This window comes from Corallococcus sp. CA054B (genome assembly GCF_003611625.1).
Classification (GTDB): Bacteria; Myxococcota; Myxococcia; order Myxococcales; family Myxococcaceae; genus Corallococcus; species Corallococcus coralloides.
The window spans coordinates 1-20776 of record NZ_RAVY01000123.1 but is presented as its reverse complement, the minus strand read 5'-3'; the positions used below and the strand labels follow the sequence as shown (position 1 = coordinate 20776).

The window sequence follows — 20776 nt, the reverse complement described above, 5'->3', positions numbered from 1 at the left end:
CTCCCCAGAGGAGAAAGGGGACTCGTCAACCCCATCCGCCAAGAGCGTTGACAATGGCCTCCGGGCCACGCACCGTCGGCCTCCTGACGCCTCCCCAAGGAGCCTGCATGTCCGACACCGCCGAGTCCTTCCACGGCCACGCCCACCACGCCGCCCCTGCCCCGGAAGGGGTGACGGTGCGGCACGACTGGTCGCTCGCGGAGGTGAAGGCGCTGTACCAGTTGCCGCTCCTGGACCTGGTGCACAAGGCGCAGACGGTGCACCGGCAGGTGTTCGTGGAGAACAAGGTGCAGCTGTGCTCGCTGCTTTCCATCAAGACGGGCGGGTGTCCGGAGGACTGCGCATATTGCCCGCAGGCGGCGCGCTACAAGACGGGCGTCAAGGCGGAGAAGTTGATGGCGGTGCCGGACGTACTGGCCGCCGCGTCACAGGCCCGTCAGGCGGGGGCCACCCGCTTCTGCATGGGCGCCGCGTGGCGCGAGGTGAAGGACGGTCCGCAGTTCGACAGCGTGCTGGAGATGGTGAAGGGCGTGCGGGCCCTGGGCATGGAGGCGTGCGCCACGCTGGGCATGCTCACCGACAGCCAGGCGAAGCGCCTGCGCGAGGCGGGCCTGTCCGCGTACAACCACAACCTGGACACGTCCCCGGAGCACTACGGCGACATCATCTCCACCCGCACCTATGACGACCGGCTGAAGACGCTCAACCGGGTGCGCGACGCGGGCATCTCCGTGTGCTGCGGCGGCATCATCGGCATGGGCGAGTCCGTGGACGACCGCTGCAACCTGCTGCGCACGCTGGCCAACCAGGAGGTGCATCCGGAGTCGGTGCCCATCAACGCGCTCGTGCCCGTGGAGGGCACGCCGCTCGCGGAGCAGCACCGCGTGGAGACGGTGGACATGGTGCGCACCATCGCCACCGCGCGCCTGCTCATGCCCCAGGCCATGGTGCGCCTGTCCGCGGGCCGCATGCAGATGAACGAGGAGGCGCAGCTGCTCTGCATGATGGCGGGCGCCAACTCGCTCTTCTTCGGGGAGAAGCTGCTCACCACCGGCAACCCCGAGTACACCCAGGACATGGCGCTCCTGGAGAAGGCGGGCATCCGCCCCCTGGAGCCCCGGCAGGACCGGTGAAGTCCACCTCCCAGGTCGCGGACCGCTGGGCGCGCGAGGACCTGGAGGCCCTGTCCGCGAAGGGCCTTCGCCGCGCGCTGGAGCCGCTCGACTCTCCCCAGGGCGCGGAGGTGCGCGTGGGGGACGAGCGGCTGGTCAACTTCTCCTCCAATGACTACCTGGGGCTCGCGGCGTCGCCCGCCGTGCGCGCCGCCGCCGCGTCCGCGCTGGAGCGCTACGGCGTGGGCACCGGCGCCAGCCGCCTGGTGGTGGGGGACATGGTGCCGCACCAGCGGCTGGAGGCGCGCCTTGCCCGCTTCGAGCGCGCGGAGGCCGTGCGCCTCTTCAACTCCGGCTACGCGGCCAACACCGGCATCCTGCCCGCCCTGGTGGGGCCCGGCGACGCGGTGTTCTCAGATGCCCTCAACCACGCCTCGCTGGTGGATGGCTGCCGGCTGTCGCGCGCGCGCGTCGTCGTCTACCCGCACGCGGACGTGGCCGCGCTCACCCACGCGCTCGCCCAGACGCCCGCGCGGCGCAAGCTGGTGGTCACCGACAGCGTGTTCTCCATGGACGGGGACGTGGCCCCGCTGCGGGAGCTGCTGACCGCGTGCGAGGCCCATGGCGCCGCGCTGATGGTGGACGAGGCGCACGCCACCGGCGTCCTGGGCGCGCGCGGCGCGGGCCTGTGCGAGGCGCTGGGTGTGGAGGACCGCGTGGACCTGCGCATGGGCACGCTGAGCAAGGCGCTGGGCGGGCTGGGCGCGTACGTGGCCGCCTCGCGCGCGGTGGCGGACCTGTTGGTCAGCCGCGCCCGGCCGTTCGTCTACTCCACCGCGCTGCCCGCCGCCCTGTGCGCTGGCGCCGAGCGCGCGGTGGACCTGGTGGAGCACGACCCCGCGCCTCGCGAGCGGCTGTGGGGGCACATCCGCCGTTTCACCGACGGTCTGCGCGCGCTGGGACTGCCCGCTGAACCCCGGAGCGCCATCTTCCCGGTCATCCTGGGCGAGCCCTCGCGCGCCTTGGATGCGGCGAAGCGCCTGCGCGAGGCGGGCCTGCTGGTGAAGGCCATCCGCCCGCCCACCGTGCCGGAGGGCACCAGCCGGCTTCGCTTCTGTCTCTCCGCGGCCCATACGACGGGCCACATCGACCTGGCGCTGGAGGCCCTGCGCCGGGTGGGAGTCTCCCGTGTCCCCTGAGTCACTCCAGTTCTTCGTCACCGGCACGGACACCGGCGTGGGCAAGACGCAGGTGTCGTGCGCGCTGCTGTCGCTCCTGAGGGACGCGGGCCTTCAGCCCCAGGGCTTCAAGCCCTACGAGAGCGGCTGCGCGTCCCTCAAGGCCCCGGCGGATGCGCTCGCCATGCGCGAGGCCGCGGGCAGCACGCTGCCGGTGGAGGCCCTCTGCCCGCACCGCTTCAAGGCGCCGCTGGCCCCGGGCATCGCGGCGTCGCGACTGGGAACGGAGCCGGACTTCCGCGTGACGCTCGCGGCATGGAAGCAGCTGAAGGGCGGATCCGTGGTGGTGGAGGGGGCAGGGGGGCTGTTCGTCCCGGTGGATTCGAAGCGCGACGTGGTGGACCTCATCCAGTCCTTCCGCCTGCCCGTGGTGCTGGTGGCACGCGCGGGGCTGGGCACGCTCAACCACGTGGCGCTGTCGCTGGAGGCGCTGGCGGCGCGCAAGGTGTCCGTGCGGGCGGTGGTGCTGTCGCGCGGAGTGCCCGGACGTGACCTGGCGGAGCGGGACAACCGGCGCTACCTGGAGGCCCGCCATGGCGTGGAGGTGCTGGGCCCCGTGCCGTATGTGGAGGATGCAAGAAAGCGCCGGATGGCGTTCCGGCGCGCGCTGGCGCCGCTGGTGCCAGAACGCGCGCGGGCCCGATAAATCGGCCTCCGGCGCGTTCGGCGGAAAGGTGCGTGCTACAGGTCGCGCAAGTTTTCGCGTGGTGGTGGCCGTGATCTGGACGTGCTGTTTTTTCCGCGCGAGAAAGCCGGCACGAATGGCGGACATCATCGACATCACGCTCCTCGCGGACGTCCGGCGCTTCTTCAAGAAGCTCATCGAACAGCGCGGGCTGTCCTACTTCCTCCAGAAAGACGGTCCGCGGCTGTTCCAGATTGAGCCGACGAAGGTCGAGCTGGTTCTGCGCACCGCGATCCGCACCCGGAACCCGGAACTGCCCGCGCCCCATGAGAAGGCCGTCGAGCACTGCCGCCTGGAACTGCGCCGCGAGCTGATCCGCCGCGTGGCCAGCGCCATGCTCCAGACGGGGCTGTGAGCCGCTTCTCGCTCCGCACCGCCTTCCCGCGCACCCCCAACCCGCTCTCCCAGGCCGCCGCCGAGCGCCACGCGCGCGGGCTGCCCCTGCTGGACCTGTCGGAGACCAACCCCACCCGGGTGGGGCTGCTCCCACCGGACGTGGACCTCGGGGCCCTCCCCGAGCCCTTCCGCTACACGCCAGAGCCCTTCGGCCTGTCCACCGCGCGCGAGGCCGTGGCCGCGCACCTGCGCCAGCGGGGCGCGTCCGTGGACGCCGCGCACGTCGTCCTCTCCGCCAGCACCAGCGAGGCCTACGGCTGGCTCCTCAAGCTCCTGTGCGACCCGGGGGACAACGTTCTGCTCCCCGCGCCCGGCTACCCGCTGGTGGACGTCCTGGCGCGCCTGGAGGGCGTGCAGGCGCGCTCCTACCGGTTGCCCGCCGTGCACGGCTTCGGCCTGGACGCGGCCCGGGTGGAGGACTGCGTGGACGCCCGCACGCGCGCGGTGGTGGTGGTGAACCCCGGCAACCCCACCGGCCACTTCCTGCACGAGGGCGAGCTCCACGCGCTCGCGGACGTGTGCGCGCGCCATGGCCTGGCGCTCGTCTGCGACGAGGTGTTCTCCGACTTCGCGTGGGATGAGGAAGCGGGGCGGGTGACGTCCGTGGCGGGATGGCCGCTGCCGTGCCTGACGTTCTCGCTCTCCGGCCTGTCCAAGGTGGCGGGCCTGCCCGGCCTCAAGCTGGCGTGGCTGCACGTGGGCGGCCCCGCGCACGCGCGCGACGAGGCCCTGGCCCGGCTGGAGGACGTGGCGGACGCGGCGCTGTCGGTGGCCACGCCCGTGCAGCTCGCGCTGCCGGCGCTCCTGGGCCATGCGCCGCGCTTCCAGCAGGCGCTGCTGGCGCGGGTGGGGGACAACCGGGCGCGGTTGGTTCGAGCGCGTCCGGCGGACGCCGCGTGGGACGTGGTGCCCTCGCACGGCGGCTGGAGCGCGGTGCTGCGCATCCCCCATCACCCCGGAGAGGAGGCCACCTGCCTGCGGCTCCTGGAGGAGGGGGTGCGCGTGCAGCCGGGCTACTTCTACGACTTCGGCGGCGGTGCGTACCTCGTGCTGTCGCTGCTGCCGACGCCCGAGGTGTTCACCGCCGCCCTGGTGCCGCTGCTGCGCGTGCTCAGTCCGTCGGCGGGTCGATGAGCTGCACGGTCCTGAAGGTGGTGCCCGTCACCTTGAACAACTCGTAGGGGGAGGGCGCCTCGCCCGTCTCGTTGTTGAAGTTCAGCTCGCCGCTGGCGCCCTTCACGTCGATGACCGCGCCGCCGCGCAGTGCCTCGCGCGCCGCGGTGAACTGCGTGGAGCCCAGGGGGTAGCTGGTCGCCGTCTGGCCGGAAGCGGGCGTCAGCTTCGTGAGCCCCTCCGCGATGCGCGGGCCGGTCACCGGCTGCGGGTTGTTGGTGTCAGCGCCCACCGCGTACGCCGAGCCCAGCGCCACGAGGTACATGGCGTCGTACGCGTGCGCGGTGAAGGAGTACTGCCCGGGGTCCGTGCTGTAGGCCGTGATGAAGCGGTCCGCGAAGAGCTTGTAGGTGGAGTCGTTGGGACGCGCGGACGCAGGGGCCGTGCCGTACGTGCCCGAAAGCTCCGTCTCGACCTCCTTGCGGGAGGTCAGCAGCGTGCGGTCCTTGCTGGCGTCGGTGAGGAACCAGCGGTTGCCGAAGGCCGTGCCCACCTTCGCGTCGATGGCCTCCAGCAGCAGGCGCGAGTTGTCCTCGGGGAAGCCCGCCAGCACCGTCATGTCCGGCTTGAAGGACACCAGCCGGCTCACCGCGCCGCTCACGGCCTCGTTGCGGCTGTACTGCGCGCCCGCGACGTTGTCCTTGTTGGGGATGCGGTTCTGGATGGCGTCGAAGAGGCCCGTTCCGTACGAGTCACTGACGTACGCCACGCCCACCTTGGTCGGAGGGGTGAACGTCACGCCCGGGTCGTTGATGGGCGTGACGCCCTGGAGCACGTTCGCGATGACGCGGCCCTGGAGCACGTCCGAGGGCGTGGTGCGCCAGACCAGGCCCACGCTTCCGCCGTTCTTGTCCGACAGCGTGGTGAACGCGGAGCTCGTGGCCGTGTGGCTCATCAGGAGCACGTTCTTGGGCGTGGTGACCTCATGGATGGCGAGCGTCTGCGCGCTGCCCGCGCTGAAGAGCGCCACCGCGCCCTTGTCGTTCACCATCCAGCCCGCCTGCGTCACCGCCCGGCTCACGTCCGCGCCGGTGTCGCAGACGTACATGACGAACTGACGGCCACCCACGCCCTGCGCCTGGTTCACTTCATCCAGCGCCAGCTTCAGGCCGTTGAAGCGCTGCTGCTCAATCTCCGCGTTGCCGCTCGCGTTGGTGAGCGGCAGCGCCGCGCCCAGCACGATGGGGTTCGCCGCGGACGTGGCGCCCACCACCTGGCCGCAGCCCGCGGGCTGCGGCAGGCAGAACCCGGAGGTGCAGACGCTGTTGCTGCCGCAGTCGCTGCTCGTCGTGCACTCGGACAGGCCGCCCGCCGTGGTGAAGCTGCACCCGGACGACAGCAGCGCCATGCCCAACGTCATCATTCCCAGCGCGCGCATCAGAAACGACCCTCCATGCCGACCCCGGCGCCACGCGGTGCGAGCGTCACGCGGACCTCGCCCTGCGCGGGAGGGCCTTCCTTGGGATACAGGATGATGGCGGTGATGGCCCCCGCGAGCCCCACGCCGAAACCGATGTCCGCGAGCAGCGCCTTGCTCTTGGTGCTGTCCGACAGCCGCTGCTTGTCCGCGAGCGTGCTGGCGTTGTCGAACTGGTCGCGCTGGTCGCGCGCCTGCAGCCCGAAGAGCACGCCCGCGCCCACGCCCAGCACCGCCACGCCGCCCGTGGCGAACGCCGCGATGCGCTGGTTGCGGTAGGACTTGATGGCCCGGTTCAGCTCCGCCTGCCTCTGGCGCTCGCTCTCCTCCTCCGCGCGCCGGGCCGCGGCCTGCTCGGCCTCCGCCTGCTGCCGCGCGGCATCCGCCTCCGCCTCCAGGCGCTTCCGGTCCGCGTCCGCCACCGCCTGCGCCTGGTCCTCGCGGTCCAGCTGCACGCGCAGCCGGTCGATGGCGCGGTTGCTGTTCTTCAAGAGCGTGGGGTCGGTGTCCTCGCTGGAGGACGTGACGTACTGCCGGTAGAAGGTCATCGCCTCGCGGGGCTCGCCCGCGTACTCCAGCGCCACGGCGATGTTGTAGACGAGCCGCGGGTGCGGCTGCGCCTCGTTGGCCTGCTTCAGCGCCTCCGCCGCCTCGCGGTACTTGCCGGCGTCATAGAGGCGTTTGCCCTCCTTCAACAGCGCCTGCACGTTGACCTTGGAGCCACCCCGCTGCGCCAGGGCGGACCCCGGGGCCAGCGCCAGCGCCAGCGACAACACGAAAACCAGTCTCATGGGGCGGGGAGCCTAGCGCCGAACATTCCGGCCGTCGAAGCACTGGCCCCCTGAAAAAGCGCCGGGGCCACCCCCACCCCTGTAGCAACAGGGGAGGAAGCAGCCCCGGACGGGCCTTCAGAAGGCGTCAGGCGGCGATCAGCCGTCCAGGCGCGCGATGAGCAGCTTGCGCTGGAGCATCAGGGCCTCGGGGGCCTTGGTGCCCAGCTGCTCGAAGAAGACCTCCTGGCTCTTGAGCTCGGACTTCCACTCGTCCTCCTTGATGGAGGTGGCCTCCTGGATGGCCTCCGCGGGCAGGTCCAGGCCGTTGAGGTTGAGGCCCTGGTCCTGTCGCGGCACCCAGCCCAGCAGCGTCTCCTGCGTGGGGACGCGGCCCTGGACGCGGTTCACGATCCACTCGAGCACGCGCATGTTCTCGCCGAAGCCCGGCCAGATGAACTTGCCGTTCTTGTCCTGGCGGAACCAGTTGACCTGGAAGATCTTCGGCAGCTGCGGGATGGACTTCTGCATGTCCAGCCAGTGCTGGAGGTAGTCACCCATGTGGTAGCCGCAGAAGGGCAGCATGGCCATGGGGTCGCGGCGCACGACGCCCACCTTGCCGGTGGCCGCCGCCGTCGTCTCGGAGCCCATGGTGGCGCCCAGGAACACGCCGTGGGTCCAGTTGAAGGCCTGAAGCACCAGGGGGACGGTGTTGGAGCGGCGGCCGCCGAAGATGATGGCGCTGATGGGAACGCCCTGGGGGTCGTTCGCCTTGCCGGACAGCACCGGGTTGTTGCTCATGGGCGCGGTGAAGCGGCTGTTCGGGTGCGCCGCCTTCTCCGTACTGCCCTTCTTCCAGGGCTTGCCCTGCCAGTCGATGAGCTCCTCGGGGACCTCGCCGTCCTTGCCCTCCCACCAGACGTCGCCGTCGGGCGTGAGCGCCACGTTCGTGAAGAGCGTGTCCTTGGAGATGGTCTCCATGGCGTTGGGGTTGGTCTTGTAGTTGGTGCCCGGCACCACGCCGAAGTAGCCGGCCTCCGGGTTGATGGCGTACAGGCGGCCATCCGGACCGGGGCGCATCCAGGCGATGTCGTCGCCAACGGTCTCGATCTTCCAGCCCGCGTACTCCTTGGGCGGAATCATCATGGCGAAGTTCGTCTTGCCGCACGCGGACGGGAAGGCCGCGGCGATGTAGGTCGTCTCGCCCTTGGGGCTGGTGACGCCCAGGATGAGCATGTGCTCGGCGAGCCAGCCCTCCTCGCGGCCCAGGTAGCTGCCGATGCGCAGCGCGAGGCACTTCTTCCCGAGCAGCACGTTGCCGCCATAGCCGGAGCCGAAGCTCCAGATGGTGTTGTCCTGGGGGAAGTGGCAGATGTAGCGGCGGTCCGGGTTCACGTCACCCGTGGAGTGCAGGCCGCGGTTGAAGTCGTCGCTGTCGCCCAGCATGTCCAGCGCGGCCTTCCCCATGCGGGTCATGATCCGCATGTTGAGCACCACGTAGTCGCTGTCCGTCAGCTCCACGCCAATCTTCGTGGAGGCGCCGCCCAGCGGGCCCATGGCGTAGGGCACCACGTACATGGTGCGGCCCTTCATGCAGCCTTCGAACAGCTGGGAGAGCTTCGTGTAGGCGGCCTCTGGCTCCATCCAGTTGTTGGTGGGGCCCGCGTCCGTCTTGTTGGGCGTGCAGATGAACGTGAGGTGCTCGACGCGCGCCACGTCGTTGGGGTTGGAGCGGTGCAGGTAGCAGCCCGGGCGCTTCTGCGGGTTGAGCGGGATGAGCGTCCCGTCCTTCACCGCCTGCTCGGTGAGGCGCTGCTTCTCCGCCTCGGAGCCGTCGCACCAGACAATGCGGTCCGGCTGCGTCATCGCGGCCATCTTGGCCACCCACGCCAGCAGCGTGGGGTTCTTCGTGGGCGCCTGCTCGGTGGCGGCGGCCGCTTGCGTCGAAGCCATGGAGGTCTCCTCGGGGTGTTTCATTGCGTGGGGTCTTCCCGCGTGCCCGCTTCGTGCGAGGGGGCGAAACCCTACAGCGGAAGGAACACCAAACCTTCTGGACCGGGGGCCCAAAATCAACCGACGTCCGGCAGTCAACCGGACTTTCGACCGCTTTGGCCTAATTCCACTTATCAGCGCCCGGTCGCTCATCAGAAAACGGCGCGGTGCGGCACACGCTGGCGGCGCAGCGCGGCGTGCCCAGGTTGAGGGTGCGCACCCTCGCCATGTCCATCGCCCTCGTCCTGGCCGTCATCGTCGTCGCTCTGGTCCTGTTTTCCGTGGATTCCATCCCCATCGAGTTCACCTCGCTGGTGGTGGTGTGCCTCCTGGCCCTGTCCGGGGTGCTGACGCCGGCGCAGGCGTTCGAGGGCTTCAGCAACGACACGGTCATCTTCATCTTCACCCTGCTGGCGATGACGCAGGGGCTCGCCGCCACGGGCGTGGTGCAGATGGTGGGGCAGCGGATGGCGTTCTTCGCGCGCTTCGGCCACCAGGCGTTCGTGCTGGCGATGATGGGCGTGGTGGCGGTGTTCTCCGCGTTCATCTCCAACACGGTGACGACGGCGGCCTTCCTGCCGGTGGCCATTGGCGCCGCGCAGCGGGCGAAGGTGCCGCGCAGCAAGGTGCTGCTGCCGCTGGCGTACGCGTCCATGCTGGGCGGCACGGTGCTGCTCTTCGGCACGTCCACGAACCTGGTGGTGTCCGCGGCGCTGAAGCGGCAGGGGATGGCGCCCATTGGCGTGGCGGAGCTTGCGCCGGTGGGGCTGCCGGTGGTGCTGCTGGGCATCGCGGTGGTGGTGCTGCTGGGGCGGCGGCTGTTGCCCTCGCGCGAGGGCAAGCCGGGCACGGAGGGCTTCGCGCTGCGCGACTACCTCTCGGAGGCGGTGGTGCCCGGGGAGTCGCGCTACGTGGGCCAGCCCCTGGCGGAGCTCACGAAGGGGCTGGGCCTGCGCGTGATTGGCGTGGTGCTCGGTGGCGAGACGCTCAACGCGAAGCCGTCCTACGTGCTGACGGGCGAGGAGCGGCTGCTGGTGGAGGGCAAGCGCGAGGACATCCTGCGGGTGAAGGACCTGCGGGGCCTCGCGCTGCGGCCGGACGTGCGGCTGTCGGACGCGGAGCTGGAGGGGCCGGAGTCGATGCTCGTGGAGGCGAGCGTGCCGCCCGACAGTCCGCTGGTGGGGCGCAGCCTGCGGGAGACGCTGTTCGTGGAGCGCTTCGGGCTCCTGGCGCTGGGGCTGCACCGCCGGCCCGCCATCCAGCGGCTCACCAAGCTGCAGCTCCTGGGGCGCGCGTGGGACGAGCACTCGATGTCTACGCTGCCCCTGTCCGTGGGGGACGTGCTGCTCCTGCGCGGCCCGCGTCAGAGGGTGGCGGAGCTGGAGCCGGGCCATACGCTGATGGTGCTGGAGGGCCACGAGTACGAGCCGCCGCGCTACGCGAAGGCGCTGCTCGCGGTGGTCATCTTCCTGGGCTCGCTGGCGGCGGGCTCGCTGGGCTGGGTGCCGCTGTCGCTGGCGGGGCTCACCGGCATGCTGCTGATGATCGCCACCGGGTGCGTGGACGCGCGCACCGCGTTCCGCGTGGACTGGCGGGTGGTGCTGCTCATCGGCGCGATGATGGCGCTGGGGCTGGCCATGGAGGTGAGCGGCGCGGGGAAGTTCATCGGCGACCACGTGGCCCGGCTGGGCGCGTACGGCGGCCCCCGCACGGTGCTGGCGCTGTTGATGGTGCTGACCATCGTGCTGTCGGCGCCCATGAGCAACCAGGCCGCGGCGCTGGTGGTGCTGCCGGTGGCGCTCAACGCGGCGACGCAGCTGGGCGTGGACGTGCGCCCCTTCGCCATGGGCGTCACGCTGGCCGCCAGCTGTTCGTTCATCACGCCGCTGGAGCCCAGCTGCGTGCTCGTCTACGGGCCCGGGCACTACCGGTTCACCGACTTCTTCCGGCTGGGCACGCCGCTGACCGCGGTGCTGGTGGTGTTCCTCGTCCTCGCCGTGCCCGTGGTGTGGCCCTTCCACTAGGTTTCAGTGGATGGCGGCGCGCAGCCCCACGTCCGCGAGGACCCGCGACTCCTGCGCGAGCAGGTACTGCAGCCGCGCGTCCACGGTCGCCTCGTCCCCGTTGGACGCGGTGACGGCCAGGCGGTGGAAGAGGGACTGGTGGCCGTCCTCGGATTGGGCCAGCTCGCCGTAGAAGCGGGCGAGCGCCGGGTCGGTGAGCCCCTCCGCGAGCAGGGAGAGCCGCTCGCACGAGCGCGCTTCGATGATGGCGGCGACGAGCAGGCGGTCCACGCGCCGCTCCAGGGCGGGCGTGCGCACGTGCTTCTGCAGGCCCTGCGCGTACGGGTCCCCGGCGTCCTTGGTGAGCGTGAGGCCGCGCGCGGCCATCAGGTCCAGCACGCGCGCCAGGTGGGCGCTCTCCTCGCGGGCCAGGCGCGCCATCTGCGACGGCAGGCCCGGCAGGTCCGGGTAGGCCTGGAGCATGGACAGCGCGTTGGCGGCGGCCTTCTTCTCGCAGTGGGCGTGGTCCACCAGCACCGCGTCGAAGTTGGCGAGCGCCAGCGGCAGCCAGCCGGGGTCGGTGGGCGCGTGGAGGATGACGGGGCCCGCTCCGGAGAGGGGACGGCGGGAGGGCGTGGGGCGGCTGCTCATTTCGACGGCGGACTGTAGGGCATCCGCCGGCCGCCGTGCGCATTCCGTCGCGGGGCCGCCCGGGCCTGCCCGCCATCCGAGCCGGGGGCGGCCGGACTACAGCGGCGGGCGCGTGCCTTCCTTCGACGCGAGCAGGGTGACCACGTAGTCGTTGCCCTCCTGCGCCTCGTTGGCGATGAAGACGGAGCCCGGCCACGTGCGCAGCCCGCTCATCAGGAAGGCCCCGTGGTCGGCCTGGGCCCGGTGCACCAGCTCCACGCGGCAGAGCGTGGCGCGGCACTCCAGCGACTTCACGCGGGAGGTCGTGGGCAGGTGCGCGCGGAACGCGTCGTCGAGCGTGCGGGACGCGCGCGCGCTCCAGTCTCCGTCCACCGGCTCGGCGGCGAACGCGTTGAACACGCGGGTGCGCGACTGCTCGAACGAGGCCGGTGGCGGGCGGATGGGCGGAGGCGGGGGCACGTCGTCACCGGAGTCCTCCGCCGCGACGGCTTCACCGGAAGGGGTCGCTTCCGGAGCGCCGGGCCGTGCATGAGGGCCCGCGGGCGGGCGCGCGGCGTTGGTGGCCCACAGGCGCATCGCGGCCTCCGCGGCGACGCGGCGGTCGGCGAGGGTCGCGTCGGTGCTCGCGTTGGCGCGGTGCACCTGGGTCCGCAGCTCCTCCATCGCCTCGTCGGAGGCGCGCTGGTGGCTGGCGAGCGTGAGCCCCACGCCCGCGATGGCGGCGGTGTTGACGATGGCGAGGACGGTCTGGAGCCTGGAGGACATCGGGTGCTCGCGGGGCTTGGGGGTGAGGAGAGAAGGACCGCGCGAAGGGGAGGAATGAGAAGCCTTCGCGCGGCCCCGTGCTTCATCAGTCGATGGTGAAGCCGCCGATGACACCGCCCGCCTGCAGGCCGCAGCGGAAGACGATGGCGAAGTCCTCCCACACGTAGCGGTCACCCGTGTTGATGGTCTGCCACGTCATGGGGCCGGCCACCGTGTACGTGGCCGTGCCCAGGTGCGCGCCGTTGCCCACGCCGTTGACCGTGGTCGTCTCGCACCAGCTGTTGTTGCCGTAGATCTGCACCGTCGTCGGGTGGTAGCCGGTCGTCCACATGGGCACCGTGGCGATCGCCAGACGCGTCGTCGTACAGTTGTTGACCAGCGCGGAGTAGCTGCTCACGTTGAAGCACGACGCGTCGGACGCATAGGCGGCCTTGAACGCGGCGCCCGGGTAGTACTGCCACGCGGCCGCGGTCCCGGCGCTCAACGCCACCACGCCGAACGCGCACACCTTCGCCAACGTCTGGAAACCCTTCATCGAACTTGCTCCCTGGGGATGCGGCGGTGACTGGGGCCGCCGGGCACGCGAACGCGCGCCACGCCGCAGGGGAGCAAACGCCATGCCCTCGTCTGGGATGGCGTGTTTTCAGATGTTTGCATGTCTTGATGACAATCCGTGTTGTTCCGGGGGCAACGCCTGGGTGTTGCCTGTGTTGCCCCCGCGGCTACGCGGGCCCGGCGGCGCTACTCGACGAGCACGAGCCGCTGGGTGCGGCCGGCGTGGTAGCCCACCTTGCGCGCGATGCGGGCGGTGCTCTCGTCGCGCTCGTCGACGCGCATGGCCAGCCGGGGCAGCGAGGACAGCAGGTGCCGGGAAATCTGTCCCAGGCACAGCGTGGCGTGGCCCTGGCGGCGGCGGGACGGGGGCGTGTACATGCCCTCCAGCTCCGCGCCGAACTGCGAGCGGCAGCCGATGTCCACCTTGAACACGAGCTCGCCGCCCTCCTCCAGCACGTAGGTGCGGCGCTGGCGCACGCGCTGGAGGACGCGGGCCTCGTAGTGGGCGGGGTCCTCGGACAGCGGGTCCCGCTCGAAAATCTCCCGCACGTAGCCCTGGGCCAGGGGCAGCAGGCGGGGCACGTCCTCTTCGCGGGCCAGGCGCAGGGTGGGGTTGGTGAAGGGGCCCAGGTCGTCCGCGGAGACGCTGAACAGCTTCTGGGTGCGGGACAGGCGCGGCTTGCCTTCACAGAGGCTGCGCACCAGCGCGTCCACGGAGGCCTTGTCTCCCACGGTGGAGCGCAGCTTGAGGTTGGCGGCGAGCGCGTCCGCGATGACGCCGGTGGCGCTGGCGTCGCTGGCGCTGGGCACCACCAGCCCGCCCTCGCCGCCCACGAAGACGGCCGCGGTGAGGACGCCGCTGTCGAAGCGGCCGTGGAAGGAGAAGGCCGCCTGGCGCTCCGGCGCCGCGATGCCGAACTCCTCCAGCAACCCCAGGAGGTAGAGGTTGTGGACGGGATCCTTCGCCAGGAGCGCGCGCAGGGCGTCCGTGTGGGAAGGCGCGAGCTGTTCGACGGTGACGGGCATGCGCGGAGGGCCGAAGGGGGCCTGAACCTTACGCGCAACCCGACCTCACGGGCCAGCGTCCCCAGGCACGGTGAACCGGAATGGATGGAGCACGGTCGCGGACCCTCCCAGGTGGGGTGCCGGGAAGCGCGCGTCCAGGAGCGAATCCAGCACGCACGCCTGCACCATGGGGTCCGGGATGGTGCTGGAGACGAGCTCGCCCCGGTTCATCTTCCCCTCGGAGCCCTCGCCCTCCACCGTGAAGCGCAGCTTCACTTCGTGTGTGCCCCGGTTGCGTTGTGCGGCGTCCTGGAAACATTGCTGCACGAGCGGAGTCACGGACTGGATGGCCAGGCGCAGGTCCTCCGCGTCGATGCGGCCGGAGGAGGACTCCACCACCGGCTCCACCACCTCCACGCGGCGCGGCCGGTTCAGGCAGCTCCGGTGCGTCCGTGAAGCGCGTCACCCATGCGGCTCCCAGCGTGAACAGCAGGAACAGGCCCAGGCTCAAGCCGGGGATGAGGAGCCAGCGGACGAAGGTGCGGTGCGAGGACGCCATGGGCCGGGTGCCCGCGTGTCATACCCGCCTCCCGGGGGGCCGGGAAGCGGGGATGCACGCGAGCGCCCGAGGCTACGGATACACCTCGCGCCGTGACGTGGGCGTCGTCGTCGTCGGAGGCGTCACCACCGCCCCTTCGGCGCGGATGCGCTGCTTGCGGCTGACGCCCAGCGTGGCGCCGAGCACCGCCGCGACGAGCCCCAGCAGCAGGCCCGCGAAGATGCCCCAGAAGACGCGGCCGGAGCGGTCCGCCACCTTCAGCGCGCCCTGCTGTGCCTGCTGGCCCACCTCGCCGGCCTTGGTCTTGGCCTGGTCCACCTGCTGCTGCACACGGTCGGCCACGCCTTCCGCGTCCTGTCGCGACAGGTTGGTGTTCTGCGCGATGTTGCTCACCAGGAGCTCGCGGTCCATGCGGCCCTGGCGCACGCCCTCGGTGACGATGTCCTTGGTCGCGGCCTCCAGCTGGTTCGCGGTGATGGCGGGTTTGCCCTCCTGCTGGAGACGCTGGTTCACCGGCCCGAGCGCGTCGTTGGCGTCCAGGCCGAACGCCTTCGCCGCGCCGCCGCCGCCCGTCACGGCCCCCATCGCGGCGGAGCCTCCCGCGCTCACCGCGGACTTGCCCACGCTGAACACCGCGCCCACCACGCTCGACAGCACCATGCCCAGGACGACGACGCCCATGAGTGTCGTCAGGCCCCAGAGCACCGCGCCGTGCATGGCGCCTCCCGCCTTGTCCACGATGCCGGCGCTGCGCGCGGCCACCAGGCCGCCCACGAAGAGCGCGACCAGCGGGACGAGCACGCTCCAGATGCCGGTGAAGATGCCCGCGGACTTCGCGCTCGACGCATCGGCGGGGTTCACCGACGACAGGCCCAGCGCCAGGCCCAGCGTGTAAAGCAATATCCAGACGCCCAGCGCGACGAAGGTGCCACCGAAGATGGCGCCCCAGCTCAGCTTGTACGCACTGCCCGGCACTGCTGGGATGATGCCGGCGCGTTCGCTCTCGACAATGGCTGCCATTGGACTTCACCCTCGCTTCCCGTGAGTCGCCGAAGCCGTGCTCGCAAGCACGGCCCGGACGGACGTGTCTGGGGTGAAGGTGTGCACCGGGGAAGCCAGTTCATTTCACCGCCTCACGGCCGCTCCGTCCCGCAGGGTGGGGCGGAAGGCCGGGTGGCCTCAGCGCAGGCCGAGCGCGTCGAGGAGCAGTGCCTCGCGCGCCACCACCGGCTCGCGAGGAAGCGCGGCCGTGCGGTAGCGCGCGACGAGCGCGGGCAGCGTCACCGGGCCGCCGTCGCCCAGGCCGCTCCATGCGGCGAGCAGGCCCAGGACGTGCTCGGGAGGCCGGCCGCGCGCCCGCAGCTCCGCGAGCGCGAACGCTCCATCACGCTTCGCCAGCCGCTTGCCGTCTTCCCCCATCACCAGCGGCACGTGGAGGAACGCGGGCGCGCTCAGGCCCAGCGCGGCGTAGAGCTGGAGCTGCCGGGGCGTGGAGGGCAGCAGGTCGTCCCCGCGCAGCACGTGCGTGATGCGGCTGGCCGCGTCGTCCACCACCACCGCGAGCTGGTAGCTGGCCACGCCGTCGTTGCGGCGCACCACGAAGTCCCCCACCAGGGCCTGCACGTCCTGGACGTACGGGCCCATGAGCTCATCCACGAAGCGCACCTCGCCTTCGCGTGCGCGGAAGCGGTACGCGGGGGCGCGCGTGCGGGCACGTTCTGAAACCTGTTCGGCGGTGAGGTGCGCGCAGGTGCCGGGGTAGCGCGGGCCTTCGTCGGACAGGCCATGGGGGGCGCTCGCCGCGCGGGCGATCTCCGCGCGCGTGCAGAAGCACGGATAGATGAGCCCCTCGCGCGCGAGCTTCTCCTGGGCCTCGCGGTAGACGCCGTCGCGCTCGCTCTGGATGAGCGGTGTTTCGTCCCAGTCCAGGCCCAGCCAGCGCAGGTCCTCGTAGAGGTCCTGGAGGAACTGGGGGCGGCATCTCGCGCGGTCCAGGTCCTCGATGCGCAAGAGGAACGCGCCGCCCGCGGCCCGGGCCTGGAGCCAGCCCAGGAGCGCGCTTCTCATGTTGCCCAGGTGCATGCGGCCAGTGGGGCTGGGGGCGAAGCGTCCTCGCATCGTGGCGGCAACCATAACTTCCCCGCCCGCACCGCGCGCTGGGAGAGAATGCCCCGCTGCTTCCTTCCGTTCCTTCGGGTGTGACTCCCTCCATGCGCTTCCTGCACTGCTCCGACGTCCACATCACCGAGGACTACTTCGCCCTGCCGCTGCGCAAGCTGGGCTGGCGCCGCTGGGTGGCGCTCGTCGAGCTGACGGCGGGAGGCCGGGCGAAGGCCTACCGGAACGCGCAGGCCACGCTGTCCACCATCGCCCGCGAGGCGGGCACGCACGGCGTGGACCACTTCATCCTCTCCGGCGACCTCACCGCCTACGCCCTGGAGGGCGAGTTCCGCGCCGCCCGCGCCGCGCTCGCGCCCCTGGCCCCCACGCCCGCGCGCTGCACCGTCATCCCCGGCAACCACGACGTCTTCACCCCTGGCGCCGCGCGTGACGGCCGCTTCGCGAAGCACTTCGGGGACCTGCTGGACAGCGACCTGCCCGAGTACCGCCGCGAGGGCGCGTTCCCCTTCGTGCGCCTGGTGGGGGAGGGCGCCGCGGTGGTGGGCCTGTGCTCCGCGCGCCCGCTGCCCTCGCCCGGCCTGTCCTACGGCACCGTGGGCCCCGCGCAGCTCGAAGGCCTGGCGGCCCTGCTGAAGGACGCCCGGCTGGACGGCCGCGCCATCCTGGTGGTGGTGCACCACGCGCCCCGGAGCTCCGCGAACCACGCGGACGGCTGGCATCACGGCCTGCATGACGCGGACGCGCTCCTGAAGCTCCTGCCGGGCCCTCGCTTCGCCGTGCTCCACGGCCACATCCACCAGCGCTACCACCACCCGGCCACCCACGACCGGCCCCACCTGTTCGGCGCGGGCTCCTCCACCCAGGCGGGGAAGGAGGGCTACTGGCTCATCGAGGTCCAGGACGGCGTCGTCGTGGGCGGCACGAAGCACGTGCCGGCCTTGTGACAGTCCCCCCGGGCGGCGGTACAAGGGGCGCACATGACCCCGGCGACCCCGTCCCCACCCGCTGAGTTGTCCCTGGAGGAGTACCGCTACCTGCGGCAGCTGGGACGTGTCACGGACGACCTCCTGGAGGAGAGCCTGCGGGAGCGCGAGACGCTCACCCAGTGCTTCCGGCGCTGCTTCCCCACGCTGCTGGCGCACCTGGGCGCGCGCGCCATCGCCGTCACCACGCGCGACGAGGAGCTGGTGGAGCAGACCTGGAGCGAGGGCGACTGGGGCGGCGTCTTCGCCGGAAGTCTTCTCGCGGGGCCCGTGGGCCTGAGCGTCCTCGACACGGGCACGCTGCTCATCCAGACGCTGGACGTGGCGGGTTCACCGGTGGGCACGCTGGGCGTGCTCTTCGCGGGGCCGCCGGGCGACGCGAGCACCACCGCGAAGCGCGCGCGGGCGCTGGACGTGGTGGCGGAGGAACTGGACACGGTGCTGATGCTGGTCCACACCGCGTCGGAGAAGCACCAGCTCATCCTCCAGTGCAACGAGCACCTGGCCAACCCCGTCTTCGAGGCGGGCATGGACCACGCGGTGCGCACGCTGTCGCAGCGGGTGCGGCTGCCGGGCTTCCTCCTGCTGTACCGCGACGCCGTGCAGCCGCACGTGCTGCACTACCGCACGTACCGGCACGGGCAGCTGGAGTACGAGAGCGGAGACCAGCCCGGCTCGCAGCTGGAGTCACTGCTGCACCAGCACGGCACGCGGCTCCTGCACGGGGACGCGGGCGTGCTCAAGCGCCTGTTCGACGGGCGCACCACGGAGGCGGTGCTCATCTCCGCGGCCACGCGCAGCGAGCCCCTGGGCAAGATCGTCGTCTGGAGCAACGAGGGCTTCTCCGCGTACGCGATGGACCTCATCCGCGTGCTGGCCTCCACGCTGAGCCAGCGCCTGCTGGACTACAACCGCGAGCGCATCCACCTGTCGCAGTTCTTCCCCACGGTGGCCATTGACGCGCTCCTGGAGGACCCGGACTACGCGCGGCACCTGCGCGCGCAGGAGCAGGAGGTGGGCATCCTGTTCGCGGACATCAACGGCTTCACCCGCATCTGCGAGCAGGGCTTCGACAGCCCGCGCAGCATCGGCCGCTTCGTGGACGAGTGGAGCGCGCGCGCCGTGGACTGCATCTGGGCGCGTGGTGGCGTCTTCGACAAGATGGTGGGCGACTGCGTCATCGGCCTCTTCGGTCCGCCCTTCTTCCAGACGGACCGCGTGCGCCGCGCGGAGGCCGCCGTGCGCGCCGCGCAGGACATCCAGTCCTTCACCGCGGAGCTGAGCGAGCGCGAAGAGGTGGCCGCGCTGTGCCGGCGGGTGAAGCTGCCGGGGCTGGGCGTGGCGGTGGGCGTGAACCTGGCCACCGCCAACTGCGGCCTCTTCGGGCCCAACCGCAACTACACCGCGTTCTCCAGCGGCATGAACCAGGCCGCGCGACTGCAGTCGCTGGCGGGCTTTCGCGAGACGTTGGTGATGGAGAGCGTGCACGAAGCGCTGAAGCAGTCGCAGGAGCCCTTCGTGCGCAAGCTCCAGTTTGGCCCCCTCACGGAAACGCCGGTGAAGAACGTGGCGCAGCCGCTGCGGCACTACCGGCTGGCGCCGTAACCGTCAGGCCAGCAGGTGCGTGCCCGCGTAGCGCCGCGAGAAGTGGATCCACCGGCGCTCGTCCACCTCCACCTGCCACTCGCTGTTGGGCGTCAGCGGCAGGCGCTGCTTGAGGAAGCTCTCCAGGTGGTCCGCCGCCTTGAGTGGCGTGAGCCCCGGCGCGCGGAAGGCGATGTGGAGCGTCACGTCCAGTGACGGTGCCACGTCCACCGACGCACAGATGCGCAGCGGGCCCACGCGGCGCTGGTACTGGGTATCCGATGCCGGCCATGTGGAGGAGCCCTCGGGCTGCGGGGGCGCCTGCTCAAGCCAGTTGTCGGGGATCAGGATGAAGTCGAGCAGATTGCTGCTCGCCTCTTCCACCGTGCCGTGCTCCTGGATGGAAAGCATTGCCCACCTCCGCCAGAGAAGCCGTTGGGGTTGCGTGGAAGCCGTCTTGAAGAATGTGCCCACGAGCCCATGCCATGCAAGGGCCCATGAACATCCGCTTGCTGCCCACACCTCGTTACGTGCGCGCGTGCGGGACGGACACTAGCGCTTCGGGGTGACACGTCAGGTCGGGGGGTGTTCCGCTCGACCCCGCACGGTGCTCAGGAAGCGACGGGAAGGGAGCGGCGGGGCTTGCGCTCCACGGCGGCCTTGAGCTGGCCGCAGCCCGCGTCGATGTCGATGCCACGACGTTGGCGCACCGTGCTGGGCACGCCGTACGACGTGAGCACGTCCTGGAACGCACGCACCGCGTCGGGGACGCTGGGGCCGCCGTCGTAGCCCACCGTGGGGTTGAGCGGGATGACGTTCACGTGCGCGTCCATCCCGTGCAGGAGCTGTCCCAGATGGTGCGCGTGCTCCGCGGTGTCGTTGCGGCCGGAGATGAGCGTCCACTCGAAGAAGATACGGCGCTTGCGCTTCGCCACATAGTAGCGGCACGCGTCCATCAGCTCGTTGAGCGGCCAGCGGCGCCCCGCGGGCACCAGCGCGGCGCGCTCGGCGTCCGTGGCGCCATGGAGGCTCACCGCGAGCTGCACCGGGCGCGCCTCGTCCGCGAGCCGGAGGATGCCGGGCACCACGCCCACCGTGGACAGGGTGATGAAGCGCGGCGCCAGCGCCAGGCCCTTGGGGTCCACGAGGATGTCCACCGCGGCCATGGTGTGCTCGTAGTTGTGCAGGGGCTCGCCCATGCCCATGAGCACGATGTTGCGCAGCGCTTCCCCCTGCGCGCGCAGGATGCGCGTGACGTGCAGCACCTGGCCCACGATTTCGCCCGGCGTCAGGTGGCGTGACAGCCCCATCTGGCCGGTGGCGCAGAAGACGCAGCCCATGGCGCACCCGGCCTGCGTGCTCACGCACACCGTGGCGCGGCCCTTGAAGCGCATCAGCACCGTCTCGATGGTCTGCGCGTCGTGCAGGCGCAGGAGCAGCTTGTGGGTGAGCCCGTCGCTGCTGAAGCTCTCGTGGTGCGTGGCGAGCGTGCCCAGGTGCGCTCGCTCCTGGAGCGTGGCCTGGAGGTCCGGGCGCAGCCCCTTCACGTCGCCTGGCGCGGTGACTCCGTCGCGGTACAGGCCCGTCCACACGCGCTCGCGGTACTGGGGGCTGAAGCCCCAGCCGGCGAGCCGCGCGTCCAGCGCGGGGCGGGGCAGGTCGTAGAGGTTGACGGTGGCGTCCGGCATGACGGGACCTGGGATAACACACCCGGCGCGGGCGCACCCGGGTCCGCCGGCCTGGGGGGCGGACGGGGGAGCGTGCAGG

At 71.3% G+C, this 20776-nt stretch carries 20 protein-coding genes; 8 read left to right on the top strand and 12 right to left on the bottom strand.

What is annotated here, in order from left to right:
- The first annotated feature begins 107 nt into the window (after positions 1–107).
- From bioB to D7V80_RS26345, 5 genes are all read left to right on the top strand, one after another.
- Positions 108–1133 (top strand): biotin synthase BioB, encoded by a 1026-nt coding sequence (bioB, locus tag D7V80_RS26365; protein WP_014394016.1) that lies wholly within the window; start codon positions 108–110, stop codon positions 1131–1133.
- Positions 1130–2311 (top strand): 8-amino-7-oxononanoate synthase, encoded by a 1182-nt coding sequence (gene bioF, locus D7V80_RS26360; protein WP_120590784.1) that lies wholly within the window; start codon positions 1130–1132, stop codon positions 2309–2311. The genes bioB and bioF overlap by 4 nt, the downstream gene beginning before the upstream one ends.
- Entirely contained in the window at positions 2301–2996 is a 696-nt protein-coding gene (gene bioD / locus D7V80_RS26355) for a dethiobiotin synthase (protein WP_120590783.1), read from the top strand. Before bioF ends, bioD begins: the two co-directional genes overlap by 11 nt.
- Before the next feature lie 115 nt (positions 2997–3111).
- A complete protein-coding gene (locus D7V80_RS26350; RefSeq protein ID WP_014394019.1) occupies positions 3112–3390 on the top strand; it encodes a hypothetical protein in 279 nt (92 codons plus the stop codon).
- Positions 3387–4565 (top strand): pyridoxal phosphate-dependent aminotransferase, encoded by a 1179-nt coding sequence (locus D7V80_RS26345; protein ID WP_120590782.1) that lies wholly within the window; start codon positions 3387–3389, stop codon positions 4563–4565. Before D7V80_RS26350 ends, D7V80_RS26345 begins: the two co-directional genes overlap by 4 nt.
- Here D7V80_RS26345 and D7V80_RS26340 read toward each other — a convergent pair.
- The 3 genes from D7V80_RS26340 to D7V80_RS26330 all read right to left on the bottom strand — a co-directional run bounded on the left by D7V80_RS26340 (position 4543) and on the right by D7V80_RS26330 (position 8744).
- Entirely contained in the window at positions 4543–5982 is a 1440-nt protein-coding gene (locus D7V80_RS26340; protein WP_120590781.1) for an ABC transporter substrate-binding protein, read from the bottom strand. The genes D7V80_RS26345 and D7V80_RS26340 overlap by 23 nt on opposite strands.
- Positions 5982–6812 carry a tetratricopeptide repeat protein gene (locus tag D7V80_RS26335; RefSeq protein WP_014394022.1) on the bottom strand — a complete coding sequence of 277 codons (831 nt, stop codon included), beginning with the start codon at positions 6810–6812 and terminating at the stop codon, positions 5982–5984. Before D7V80_RS26335 ends, D7V80_RS26340 begins: the two co-directional genes overlap by 1 nt.
- A gap of 138 nt (positions 6813–6950) precedes the next feature.
- Complete coding sequence (locus D7V80_RS26330) at positions 6951–8744, bottom strand: phosphoenolpyruvate carboxykinase (GTP) (protein ID WP_014394023.1); 1794 nt, start codon at positions 8742–8744, stop codon at positions 6951–6953.
- Positions 8745–9010: 266 nt separating this feature from the next.
- Here D7V80_RS26330 and D7V80_RS26325 point away from each other — a divergent pair, with 266 nt between their 5' ends.
- On the top strand, positions 9011–10807 hold the full coding sequence (locus D7V80_RS26325; RefSeq protein WP_120590790.1) for an SLC13 family permease: 1797 nt from the start codon (positions 9011–9013) through the stop codon (positions 10805–10807).
- Between the two features lie 3 nt (positions 10808–10810).
- Here D7V80_RS26325 and D7V80_RS26320 read toward each other — a convergent pair whose 3' ends face one another.
- From D7V80_RS26320 to gluQRS, 7 genes are all read right to left on the bottom strand, one after another.
- A complete protein-coding gene (locus D7V80_RS26320) occupies positions 10811–11437 on the bottom strand; it encodes a tRNA-(ms[2]io[6]A)-hydroxylase (RefSeq protein WP_120590780.1) in 627 nt (208 codons plus the stop codon).
- Between the two features lie 96 nt (positions 11438–11533).
- Positions 11534–12202, bottom strand: a complete 669-nt coding sequence (locus D7V80_RS26315; protein WP_120590779.1) for a hypothetical protein — start codon at positions 12200–12202, stop codon at positions 11534–11536.
- Positions 12203–12287: 85 nt separating this feature from the next.
- Positions 12288–12737, bottom strand: coding sequence for a hypothetical protein (locus D7V80_RS26310; RefSeq protein ID WP_120590778.1), 450 nt, complete (start codon positions 12735–12737; stop codon positions 12288–12290).
- A 206-nt stretch (positions 12738–12943) separates the two neighbouring features.
- A complete protein-coding gene (locus D7V80_RS26305) occupies positions 12944–13783 on the bottom strand; it encodes a GNAT family N-acetyltransferase (protein ID WP_120590777.1) in 840 nt (279 codons plus the stop codon).
- A gap of 45 nt (positions 13784–13828) precedes the next feature.
- Positions 13829–14158, bottom strand: coding sequence for an AgmX/PglI C-terminal domain-containing protein (locus D7V80_RS26300; RefSeq protein ID WP_233585735.1), 330 nt, complete (start codon positions 14156–14158; stop codon positions 13829–13831).
- Positions 14159–14393: 235 nt separating this feature from the next.
- Positions 14394–15341 carry a hypothetical protein gene (locus tag D7V80_RS26295; RefSeq protein ID WP_120590776.1) on the bottom strand — a complete coding sequence of 316 codons (948 nt, stop codon included), beginning with the start codon at positions 15339–15341 and terminating at the stop codon, positions 14394–14396.
- Positions 15342–15500: 159 nt separating this feature from the next.
- Positions 15501–16439: a tRNA glutamyl-Q(34) synthetase GluQRS gene (gene gluQRS, locus D7V80_RS26290; RefSeq protein ID WP_233585734.1), complete on the bottom strand. Its 939-nt coding sequence runs from the start codon at positions 16437–16439 to the stop codon at positions 15501–15503.
- A gap of 92 nt (positions 16440–16531) precedes the next feature.
- On the opposite strand from gluQRS, the gene D7V80_RS26285 reads away from it, so the two are divergent.
- Together D7V80_RS26285 and D7V80_RS26280 are read left to right on the top strand one after the other, a co-directional pair.
- The gene (locus tag D7V80_RS26285) at positions 16532–17386 is read left to right on the top strand and encodes a metallophosphoesterase (RefSeq protein ID WP_120590774.1); all 855 of its coding nucleotides are present in this window, start codon (positions 16532–16534) and stop codon (positions 17384–17386) included.
- 33 nt (positions 17387–17419) lie between these two features.
- Positions 17420–19030, top strand: coding sequence for an adenylate/guanylate cyclase domain-containing protein (locus D7V80_RS26280; protein WP_120590773.1), 1611 nt, complete (start codon positions 17420–17422; stop codon positions 19028–19030).
- 3 nt (positions 19031–19033) lie between these two features.
- Here D7V80_RS26280 and D7V80_RS26275 read toward each other — a convergent pair whose 3' ends face one another.
- Together D7V80_RS26275 and rlmN are read right to left on the bottom strand one after the other, a co-directional pair.
- Positions 19034–19420, bottom strand: coding sequence for a hypothetical protein (locus tag D7V80_RS26275; protein ID WP_014394034.1), 387 nt, complete (start codon positions 19418–19420; stop codon positions 19034–19036).
- A 200-nt stretch (positions 19421–19620) separates the two neighbouring features.
- Complete coding sequence (rlmN, locus tag D7V80_RS26270; protein ID WP_014394035.1) at positions 19621–20697, bottom strand: 23S rRNA (adenine(2503)-C(2))-methyltransferase RlmN; 1077 nt, start codon at positions 20695–20697, stop codon at positions 19621–19623.
- Positions 20698–20776: the final 79 nt, after the last annotated feature.